The sequence below is a fragment of the Corynebacterium sp. HMSC071B10 genome (genome assembly GCF_001814825.1).
Taxonomy (GTDB): Bacteria; Actinomycetota; Actinomycetes; order Mycobacteriales; family Mycobacteriaceae; genus Corynebacterium.
The window spans coordinates 17301-28433 of record NZ_KV817944.1 but is presented as its reverse complement, the minus strand read 5'-3'; the positions used below and the strand labels follow the sequence as shown (position 1 = coordinate 28433).

The 11133-nt window shown below is 61.9% G+C and carries 6 protein-coding genes; 1 reads left to right on the top strand and 5 read right to left on the bottom strand.

Features of this window, described 5'->3' with window-relative positions:
- Positions 1-36: 36 nt before the first annotated feature.
- The 3 genes from HMPREF2990_RS01140 to HMPREF2990_RS01130 all read right to left on the bottom strand — a co-directional run bounded on the left by HMPREF2990_RS01140 (position 37) and on the right by HMPREF2990_RS01130 (position 4124).
- On the bottom strand, positions 37-2877 hold the full coding sequence (locus tag HMPREF2990_RS01140; protein WP_083316913.1) for a DNA methyltransferase: 2841 nt from the start codon (positions 2875-2877) through the stop codon (positions 37-39).
- A 9-nt stretch (positions 2878-2886) separates the two neighbouring features.
- Entirely contained in the window at positions 2887-3132 is a 246-nt protein-coding gene (locus HMPREF2990_RS01135; protein ID WP_070762276.1) for a hypothetical protein, read from the bottom strand.
- 548 nt (positions 3133-3680) lie between these two features.
- Complete coding sequence (locus HMPREF2990_RS01130) at positions 3681-4124, bottom strand: hypothetical protein (protein WP_070762275.1); 444 nt, start codon at positions 4122-4124, stop codon at positions 3681-3683.
- A gap of 189 nt (positions 4125-4313) precedes the next feature.
- Between HMPREF2990_RS01130 and HMPREF2990_RS01125 the strand changes: the two genes are divergently transcribed.
- Entirely contained in the window at positions 4314-4667 is a 354-nt protein-coding gene (locus tag HMPREF2990_RS01125) for a DUF3054 domain-containing protein (RefSeq protein WP_246817383.1), read from the top strand.
- A gap of 184 nt (positions 4668-4851) precedes the next feature.
- Here HMPREF2990_RS01125 and HMPREF2990_RS01120 read toward each other — a convergent pair whose 3' ends face one another.
- Positions 4852-6393, bottom strand: coding sequence for an acyl-CoA carboxylase subunit beta (locus tag HMPREF2990_RS01120; protein WP_083316912.1), 1542 nt, complete (start codon positions 6391-6393; stop codon positions 4852-4854).
- A complete protein-coding gene (gene pks13 / locus HMPREF2990_RS01115) occupies positions 6377-11116 on the bottom strand; it encodes a polyketide synthase Pks13 (protein ID WP_070762273.1) in 4740 nt (1579 codons plus the stop codon). Before pks13 ends, HMPREF2990_RS01120 begins: the two co-directional genes overlap by 17 nt.
- Positions 11117-11133 lie beyond the last annotated feature (17 nt).

Genomic DNA, 11133 nt, shown 5'->3' with positions numbered 1-11133 from the left:
TAGGGTGTCCACTAAACGAGGGTAACCTCACTGTGCTCACCCGGTTAACTTCGCGTAATTGGCGAATAGGAGTTCCTGGCGCTTGCGCTCGGTGGTGAGTTTGCGTGGTGCGCCAAAAGCCCTGTCGACTTCTCGATCCAGAGCGTTATGCGCTTTTACAAGGTCAGGCTCCATTGACAGAACATCATATTGCTCAGCCAACGATCTTTCTGGATATAGTTCGCGTGCATCAATAACCTTTTTGCCTGCCGATATGATTCGGCTCCGAGTTCTTTCATCAAGTTCTGGAACTGGGAAATTGTTCCACACAATAGTGTTGGAAAAAGACGGATCAGATTTAAGCCTGCCTCCTACCGTTTTTTGCCAAGTCATAAACATTGACGAACTGATGAGTGCAAAAAGCAGACCATCGGGGTCTTCTGCGGTGAAAAGCTTCTTATTAGCAATAATGTCGGGAGTAAGACGCTTGGCAGTGAAATAGAGTCGACCTTCTGCGAAAGTCTGCGGTATCCCTAGGTAGGGAGAATCGGGCTGCCTATCTTCGCCAAAGAGCTGAGGGGTAAGCGCCGCCTTCTGGGTTCCACTCCTCTTGGACTGAGAACGAAGTGCTTTTACTTTTTCTATCCGTTCACGCAAAAGAGGCGACCTCTGAATATCCCCCTGCTCAACATCTTTCAACCACAAACACCAGCGTTCAACGTCGTTAATGAGTTCTTCGCCACCCACATATTTACGCAGATATTTGCAAGCAACTGGGTCGTTTAAAACCTCTTCTACGTTGTCTGGGGTGAAAGTGTATAGGCCCCAGTCATAGGCAGTAGATCCAGAATCTACGACCGGTATTTGTGGAGACAGTTTTTTCTTGTCGCTCCGCTTAGTGATCAGAAGATGCGGCCCATCAGCTAAGTAGGCGTTAATCCCCTGTGTAATTGGAACTCCAACAGGGTCCCCTTTCGCCTTTGTGTACTCCCAAAGACGCTGTCTAATGCCTCGATCCTTAGTAAAACCGACGATGACGCAGTGTACTGCCGCTTTACCAGGTGCTTCGGAGTCCCATTGGAACGTGCGATGCGCAAACTTGATCCGCCAGCCTTCTCGAATAAGCGGCCCGAAAAGGGCCGGAACAGGCTGTCCCTGGGTGATCGAGTTCGTGGTAACAAACGCAAACTCGCCGCGGCGCTCTGCGAGCAGCGTCATAGATTGAGCGTGCCAACCAGTGACGTAATCAAGATAGCCGTCGTAATCATCTCCCCAAACCCTTTTCATATCTTCTTTTTGCCCATCGGTTTTCTCTTTCTGCCCGATAAATGGCGGGTTTCCGAAGATGTAGGTCATGCCGGAGGTCGCGGGCAGAATCTCGGCCCAGTCCACCGCAAGCGCGTTTGCGTGGATAATGTGGGCGGTAATCGCGATCGGCAGGCGCTCCGGTGCCAGGCCAACGCGGTCGGCCAGCTCTCGGTTGGCCTGGTGGTCAACCAGAAACATCGCAGTCTCAGCAATGCGGGCAGGCCACCAGTTCAACTCAATGCCGTAGAACTGCCCGATGGAAAGCTTCTGCTCCCAGGAAATATCGAGGGACATGTCCGTGGTGCCCTCGCGCTCGCGGATCGCGACGATCACGTCAGTCTCAATCTTGCGCAGCTCACGGTAAGCGACGATCAAAAAGTTGCCGCTGCCGCACGCGGGGTCGCAAAACACCATGTCAGCCAGTGAATCGCGGAACGCGCGCAGTTTCGCCACTGGGGTGGACTTCGCAGCGATCAGCCGGTCTGCTTCGGCGCGCAGCTCATCGAGAAACAGCGGGCCAATGGTTTTGAGAATGTTGGTCTCGCTGGTGTAGTGCTCACCATCACCTCGGCGTGCTTCCTTGGACTTGACCAGTTGAAACATCGCTCCGAACAGTGCGGGGCTGATGTTTGTCCAGCGGAATCGGCAGGCGTTGAGCAGTGCGTCGCGCATGTCCGAGGTGAAAAACTGCGTCGGCATGGTCTCTGCGAAGATCGCACCGTTGACGTACGGAAAACGTGCCATTGCCTCAGGCACACGCCGCCGCTGCCGCTCTGGGGTGTTTAACACCTCGAACAGCGCGCCAAGCTGGCTACCTAAGTTCTCGCTTGTCGTGTGCTCCAAGATGAATCGGTAGAACAGGTCTTGCTCGATCACCCCGGAGTCCTCGGCGAACAAGAGGAACAACAAGCGGGTCAAGTACATGGAAGTGACCTGAACGGCTGCGTCCTCGTCTTCCGGGTTGGTCGGTGCGTCGTCGCCGATCTGCTCGTCGACGTCGTCGCCGACCATTGCGGTAAACAGGTCAGCCATGAGCCGAGATGCTTGGATGGACGCGTCTTGCTGCTCTTGGTAGGTCAGCGTGTCCTCGTAGCCTGCGAGGAACTTCAGTTCATCGACGTGATCGGTGATCTCCGCAAGCGGGAACTCCACGTCGAAGCGCTGCTCCGGCGCGCCAAGCCGGACAAGGCGCAGTCGCTCGAAGTCGCTGGCGATGATGTAGCGGGGCTGCTCCGCGGGTGTGATCGTGCCGCCAAGCAGGTAATCGCGAGCCTGGTCAATAGCGACTTGGAGGCTCACACCTGGTTTCTTGGCTTCTCCGATGACGACACCGGGCCAAAACAGGTCGATGTAGCCAGCCTTGCCAGTCGAGGCGCGGCGCGCGTCCTGCTCAAACAAGTCCATGCGCGAGGCAGTGACACCGAAGCACTCAAACAGTTCCGACCAGAAGCTCTGCGCGTACTTGCGCTCTAGCGCGCCCTGGTCGGCGCTGTCCCAGCCGTCAAGGCGGTCGCGCCAGCGCCGGTTGAAGCGGTCGAGGTTCCGGCGCATAGTCGTGCGATCAAGACGGAGTGCAGCAGGAGAAGTCACTCCTCTACCTTAAGCAGGTCGCAACGCAAACGCACAGAATTCAAACGACACCATAAAACGATCGATCTTCACGACCCTCTCTTGAATCAAGACTATTTCCGAGGTCGGCACCTGCCTGTTCCCCACAAGACTTCTCTGAATTCTTCTTCCTCTTGGGGTTTGTCGGTCTTTGAAGACCCAGCGGGCTCCGTCGAGTGCGATGAAGTGGATTTCTGCGCCGTGGCGCATGACGAGGATCTCGCGGTCGGTGGCCATGAAGTGGCACGAGGACCACAGGGGGATGAGGCTTGCTAATTGGTGGATAGGTGTATCCCCTTGTGGGATTGAGCCGGTAGACTCCACCGCTACCAACTCAGGGGGTAAACATGCAGGTGATAAATGCTAATTAAGGCGTTGAACAGGTGCCGCTCTGAAGCGTCTTGGGTTTCGATCCGCTTCTTCAATGCGAGGACGATAGCCGTTTCATTTCGGGTCGGTTCTTCCCTTTTCTTGATATTTTTTGGTGAAATAGAGGGCTGGTAAGCAGAAGATCATTGAGATAATGAATGTGCCAAAGATCGCCATCACCGTTACGCTCGTCGGTTTGGGTTCCTGGAAGAATCCAGATAGGAAGAGACCTAGAAAACCTAGTAACACTATGACCAAAGATCCGCAAAACTCTTTCCTATTCACGAGTGCCCCTCTCTTCAATCTTAGTTTCCAGTTAGAATATACGGTTTTAAATCGTTCACCGTTGGGGTTGCCCCATCCTTGTCCAAAAAGTCCCTAGACATGACACAATCTGACTGATTGCGTGGCGTGCCTTAGCTCTCACTTACGCTTTTCCCTGGTTTTATCTCGTCGTTGTTGTGGATTGCAGATTGCGCTGACTCCCACGCCTCAATCAGGTTTTGGGCCGCTTTTTCGCCACCTGGAACAAATGTTTTTAGCATCTCTACTACTTCACTAGTCCCCATCGTCCCTTTGTCAGAGTATTCATTAAACAGCACTACGGTTTCTCTGGGGAATGGCAATAACCCTTGGTTTATATCGACCTTTTCACCATTATTAAGAGCATGCACTGTTCCCAATAGCTTGAGCGCTAACGTCTCTTGTTCGAAAGTCAAGGCCATGAGCATCGCTGTTTTTCGAAATATTGTCATCGGCGAGGGGAACGGGTTGTGAAGTTCAATCAGCCGTTCAATTTGAACAGACAGATACTCTATTCTCCGCTCCAGGGCAGCGACGTCTACTGAGTCTCCTTCCACAAAAACTCTCCCTACAAAAAGACAAACATCAGTGCTTCAGCAATACCATGAGCGCCTGTTGCTGCGGGAGTTTTAAATGCCTTTAATGGCTCGGGCAAAGGGCCCCGGTTTCCCGCCCCTGCGGAATTAGTCTGGAAAGAATTAGTCTGGCAAAACGCTGTACAACCGGCTGCTTGCTAGCATGACGGCATGAGGAAAACGATTTCTAAGCCCTACGCAATCGCCGCTGATTACGTCGCTATCGCGGTGTTTGCGCTGCTCGCGCGCGCTGCGCACCAGACCGAGGAGATGCCCTTCAACTTCACGGGCTGGCTGTCCACGCTGTGGCCGTTCGCGCTTGGCGTGACGCTGGGGTGGCTGATTGCCCGTGATAACAAGGGCGGCATCATTTGGCCGGTCACCGTCATCACGGGCCTGGTGATCTGGGGTATTCGGAACCAGTCAATCCCCCACTGGTCCTTCATTATCGTGGCGACCACGATGTCGGCGCTGCTCATGCTTGGCTGGCGCGGCATTGCCAAGCTGGCGAGCAAGCGCAGCTAGCAACCGTAACTAGAAGCGAATACCGAAGTTGTACAGCGGGTCGCCGGTCTGGATTCCGTTGACGAACCAGACCAGCATGCTGAGCAGGTCACCGACGAGGTCGAGGGTGGAAGACAACATGTTTCGCGCTACCTTTCTTGCGTGATCAACGTACGCATAGCCTATCGGCTATGTCACGAAAGTGTTACAGCGGGCTGATCGTGTGCTTCTTCGGCAGGTCCTGCGCTTGCTTGGTGGAAAGCTGGCGTAGGGCGCGCCGCAGCGCGATGCGTGTCTCGTTCGGCTCGATCATCTGGTCAATGTACCCGCGCTCCGCGGCGACATACGGCGAGGTCATGTTCTCGTCGTAGAAGTCCATGAACATCTTCTTCATCGCCTCGCGCTGGACGGGGTCCTCGATGGCGGCGAGCTGCTTGCCCTGGATCATCACCACGGCGGCAGACGAACCCATCACTGCGATCTGGGCGGTGGGCCACGCCAGGTTGATGTCGCCGCATAGGTTCTTCGAACCCATCACGGCGTAGGCGCCGCCGTAGGCCTTGCGCACAATCAGCGCGACCTTCGGCACGGTGGCCTCCACACCCGCGAAGGCGAACTTCGCGCCGCGGTGGATCAGACCCTCGCGCTCCTGCGCCACACCGGGCAGGTAGCCGGGCGTGTCCACGACGTAGACGATGGGGATGTTGTAGGCATCGCAGGTGCGGATGAAGCGCGCGCCCTTATCGGCGGCGTCCGCATCGATGCAGCCGGCCTGGTACATCGGGTTGTTGGCCACAAAGCCGACGGGGCGGCCGTCGATGCGCCCGAAGGCACAGATGAGGTTTTCGGCGTAGTTGGCTTGGATCTCGATGAGGTCCTCGTCGTCGCCAAGCTGGACCAGCAAGTCCATCATGTCGTAGCCGGCGTTCGTGTCGTCCGGCATGAAGGTGTCCAGCGCGCTGTCGTCGAGCTCCTCGTCCTCCGGTGCCTCGACGAGCGGGGCCGGGTCGAAGGCTGAGGTCGGCAGGTGAGAAAGCAGGTCGCGAACGTAGTCGAAGGCCTCCTCCTCGGAAGCCACCACCGCCTGGATGTTGCCCGACTGCTCCTGCACACGCGCCCCGCCCAGCTCGGCAGACGTGATGTCCTCGCCGGTGACCTCCCGAATCACGTTCGGGCCGGTCACGTACATCTCGGACTCGCCGTCGACGGCGACCACGAAGTCGGTGGTCACCGGGGCGTAGACCGCACCACCAGCGGACTTGCCCAGCATGATCGAAATCTGTGGGCTGCGGCCGGACAGCGGCAGCTGGCGGCGCGCGATCTCGGAGTACATGGCCAGCGAGGTCACCGCGTCCTGGATGCGGGCACCGCCCGAGTCTTGGATACCGATGACCGGGCAGCCGATTTTGATGGCAAACTCCATCACCTCGACCACCTTGCGGCCAAAGGTCACGCCGACGGAACCGCCGTAGACGGTCTTGTCGTGGGCGTAGATCGCCACCGGGCGGTCGTCGATACGCCCGTAGCCGGTGACCACACCATCCGAGTAGACGGCCTTATCGTCACCGGGCGTGCGCGCGAGCGCCCCGATCTCTACGAAGGAGCCCTCGTCGAGCAGCGCGTTGATGCGCTCGCGCGGCGTGGTGCGTCCCGCGTCGTCGCGGCGTTTCCGGGAGCGCTCCGAGCCGGGGTCCTGGGCTTTCTCCAGCCGGGCGCGCAGGTCTGCAAGCTTATCGGCGGTTGTCATCCTCAATCCAATCATTCATGTGCTTGCCCACGATCCCCACCGCGGGCTCGTCCACTACGGCGAGGTGGTCGCCGGGCAAGTGCACGATCGTCAGATCCTTCACGATAGCGCCCCAGCCGCCGTCCTCGTCAATGTGCGCGTAGTTCGGCTCCAGCGCGATCGCGCCGTCGTGCATCCGCTCCGCGCGGAACAGCAGCACTGGCACGTTGACCTCGGCCCACTGGGTGAAGTCCAGGTGGTTGAGGATCTGGTTGTCCACAAAGGAGGCGCGCTGGTGCTCGAGCACACCGGCGGCCAGGCCGTGTTCGGAGGCGTCGGTAGTGGCGAGGAACTGCGTGAGCATCTCCAGCAGCGCGTCCTCACCAGCGGTTTCGAGCAGCTCGTACGGCACCTCGAAGTCCAGCCCGTACGTCTCCTTGGCAAACGCAGCGTAGCGGCCCCAACGCGCCTTCGTCTCTTCCGGCGTGTCCGGAATCGGCTCGCTCGGCTGCGTCGTATCCAGCAGCGCGATGAAGTCGATCTTGTCATTGCCCAGCTGGTGCGCCACCTCGTAGGCCAGCGCGCCGCCGAAGGACCAGCCGGCGAGCACGACCTTGCGGCCCTTTGCCAGCTTTTCGATGTCCTCCACGTACGCCGCGGCGCGCTCCTTGAGCGAGCCTTCGCGACGCTCCACGCCGTAGACCGGAACGTTCTCCTTCAGGCGGCGGGCCAGCGGCGCGTACACGCTCGAAGACCCACCCGCCGGGTGGAACACGAAGACGGGGTTGACCTCGTCGGAGCCGTCACGGAAGACACGGATGTTGCCCTCCACCTCTGTCTCGAGGCCCTCGCGCACGAGGTTCGCCAGCGGCTCGAGCGTCTCCGCCTCGAGCACCTGCGCAGCCGAAACCTCGATGCCGGAGCGCTCGGTGAGGTGCGCTGCAATCTCTTCCGCCTGGGCCTCGCTTATCGACGCCAACGTTGATGTCACACCAGCCGCAGCCTTCCCCGCGTACTTCGCCCACGCGCCAAACACGAGGCGCTCGGAAGCGTCGCGCGGGGCGACGCCGACGCCCTGGCCGGGCTCGGCGGGCTCGGCGGCTGCGGGTTCCGCAGGCTCAGGCGCAGCGCTATCGCGGCCCGCGACGGCGTCTTCGACGATGCGAATGACGTCGGCCACGGAGGCGTCGCGAAGCGTCTGCACCTGCAGCGGCGGGATCTGGAAGTCGTTTTCCACCCGATTCTTAATGCGCATGCCCATCAGCGAGTCCAGACCCAGGTCAATCAAGGGCAGCTCGTCGGGCAGGTCGTCCGGGTCGTAGCCCATGGACTCGGAGACGATGCCGCGCAGGCGCTGCGCGACCGTCTCGCCGGAGGCCGGGTCCCAGCGCACTTCGTCCACGCCCTCGGTGCTGGGCGCTGCGACTACCGCGGGGGCAGCTGCAGGCTCAGGCGCGGCAACGCCCGCGAGGTGCCCGTCGCCGCCCAGGTCGAGCGTGGTGACGAAGCCCTCGGCGAGCAGGGTGTCCTCGTGGTAGACCTCGACGCTCGCGCCGCCGAGGCTGCGCTTAACCACGGTGGTCACTTCGCCGTCGGCAGGCAGGTAGCCGTGCTCCTCGCTGGCCACAACGCGCGAGTTCGGCAGCACCTCCGCGGCCGCGGCCTCGATGAGCTGGTAGGGGCTAAAGACCTGGTCCGCCTGGGTGGCAAAAGCCACCTGCCCGCCCGGCAGGTTCACCCGCGAGCCCAGCAGCGAGGTCGCGGCCGAGGAGGGGCGAGCCGCGGTCCAGTAGGAGTTGGCGTGGAAGACGGTGCGCGGGGCGTCGATACGCGGGCCCGGCCCGTACAAGGGGGCGAAGTCGACCGGCATGCCGCCGACGTAGAGCTTGGCGGCCAAGTCGATGAGCGAGCCGACTTCGTCCACCTTGCGCTTGGCGGTAAACAGCAGCTGCGCGTCCGGCTTGCCCACGGAGAAGGCGGTGTTCATCATGCCCATGACCGCGACCGGGTTCGGGGCGACCTCCACCAGCGTGGTGTGGCCCGCGGCGAACGCGGCCTCGGTGGCGTCCTGGAAGTAGACCGGCTGGCGGGTCATGCGCAGGAAGTACTCCTCGTCGTGCACAACCGCACCGGCGGGGTAGACCTCGCCGCGATCCACCGAGCTAAACAGCGGCACGCGCAGCGGGCGGGCCTCGATGCCTGCGATGCTGGCGGCCAGGTCGCCCAGGATCGGGTCCAGCGCGGAGGTGTGACCCGCGCCGCGCACGTTGAGCTTGCGGGCGAACTTCTCCTCCGCGGTCAACGCCTCCACGATGTAGTCGACCGCCTTGCCCGGGCCGCCGACCGTGGTCATGCCGGGGCTTGCGTAGACGGCGGGTTCCACGCCCGCTGCCTCCGGGTGAGCCTCGATGAACTCGGCGAGCTGTTCGCGCGAGAGCTCGACGACCGCCATGGCACCTTCCTCGTCGGTACCGGCGATCATGGCCTCGCCCTCGCCCATCAGGCGGGCGCGCTGGCAGGCGATCAGCATCGCGTCCTTGGCGGTCAAACCGCCCGCGGCATAGCCTGCGGCGATCTCGCCCATGGACATGCCCATCGTCGCCGCCGGGGTGATCCCTACCGAGGCGAGCAGGTCAGTCTGCGCGATCTGGATCGCAGTGATGGTGACCTGGCCGGTCTCCGTGTCGTAGGTCTGGCCGTCGTCGGTGATGATGTCCAGCATGGACCAGCCGGCCTCGTAGCGGACGTGCTCATCCAACTCGCGCATGCGGGCGGCGAACAGCGGGGACACGTCCAACAGGCGCTTTGCCATCTTGCGGTGCTGCGAGCCGAAACCGGAGTACACAAACACCGGGCCGGTCGCGCCGGGCGCGTCCGCGACGGACACGCCAGGGCCCACCTTGCCGTCGGCAACCAGGCGCAGGCGCTTGATCGCCTCCTCGACGGTGGTTGCCTGCACGACAGCAGCAGAGCGGCCGTGGTTGCGCTTGGCCAAGGAACGTGCCAGCGGTGCGAGCTCCTTGCCCGGGTTGGCTTCCAGATAGTCGGCGAGCTGTGCTGCCGCCTCCTTGCGGCGCGAAGGCAGAAGCCCCGAGACCGGCAGGGCGACCTGCTCGGAGGCGCCAACCACGAAAGCGTCGTCGGCAGCAGGTGCCGCCTCGTAGTCAGCCGCGTCAAAGTCGGCGACGACCACGTGCGCGTTCGTACCGCCGAAACCGAAGCCGGACAACCCGGCGACGCGGCGGCCCGAGTAGCGCGGCCACTCGCGCGGATCGGCGACGACCTCAATGCGCTCAGCGTCAAAGTCCACGAAGTGGTTCGGGGCCGTGAAGTTCGCGCTGGCGGGCACGATGTCGTGCTTGAGTGCCTCGATCACCTTGATCATCGCCACCACGCCGGCGGCGGACTCGGAGTGACCGATGCTCGACTTCGCCGAGCCCAGCAGCAGCGGCTCGGAGGCGTCGCGGCCGCGGCCGAGCACCTCGCCGAGCGCGGTCGCCTCAATCGGGTCACCCAGAATGGTGCCGGTACCGTGCGCCTCGACCAGGTCCACGTCGTGCGGGTCGATACCCGCGTCCGCGTACGCGCGGCGCAGCACGTCCACCTGCGCGTCCGGGTTCGGGGCGGTCAGGCCGTTGGAGTGCCCGTCGGAGTTGGTTGCCGAGCCCTTAATCACGGCCAGGATCTCGTCACCATCAGCCATCGCGTCGGCGACGCGCTTGAGCACGACGAAGCCTGCGGCCTCGGAGCGGACGATGCCGTCTGCATCGTCGGAAAACGCATGAATGCGCCCGGTCGGGCTAATCACGCCCAGCTCGGAGAACATCAGCGAAGCAAAGGGGTTGGCCAGGATGTTCACGCCACCGGCCAGGGCCAGGTCCGCCTCGCCGTCGCGCAGCGCGCGCACCGCGTGGTGCACCGACACCAGCGAGGACGAGCAGGCGGTATCCACGTTCATTGACGGCCCGCGGAAGTCAAAGGCATAAGAAATGCGATTCGGAATGATCGAGCTCGCCGCACCGGTCAGCGCATACGGGTGCGCCTGCGCCGGGTCCGCGCCCATGAGCATGCCGTAGTCATTGGCCGAGGAACCCACGAACACACCAACCGGCGTGCCGCGCAGCGAGTCCGCCGGGATGTGCGCGTCCTCCAGCGCCTCCCACGCCACCTCGAGCATGATGCGCTGCTGCGGGTCCATGTTGGTGGCTTCCAGCGGGGAGAGACCAAAGAACTCGTTATCAAAGGTGGAGATGTCGTCGAGGTAGCCGCCGTCGGTGGCCTCCTCCGCCATCTTCGTGCGCAGGTACGGATCACCCGAGTACTCGCTCCACCTGCCCTCGGGGAGCGGCCCGGTGGACACGTGCCCGTCGAGAAGCAGCTGCCAGAAGGCCGCCTGATCCTTCGCACCCGGGAAGCGGCCGGCGGAGCCCACGATCGCGATGTCGCGCTCGGCCGGAGCCAATGCTTCTCGACGCCCCGTCGTCCCCACCTTCGCGCCCCCGGAAACCGGGGCCTGCGTGAGCGCCTTGGCCAGCGCCAGGATCGTCGGGTGTTGGTAGGCAATCGTGGGATCGACGCGGCGGCCGAGCGTGCGCTCGAGCTCGCCGGAAAGCACCACGGCGTCTCGAGACGACAACCCGTAGGACTCAAGCGAGCGGGCCGGATCGACCTCTTCGGCGCTGGCAACGTCGGTGGTCTCGGCCACCCACTGGCTCAGCCAGCGGATCAATTCAGTCTCAGACATTTTCATAACATCCAAGA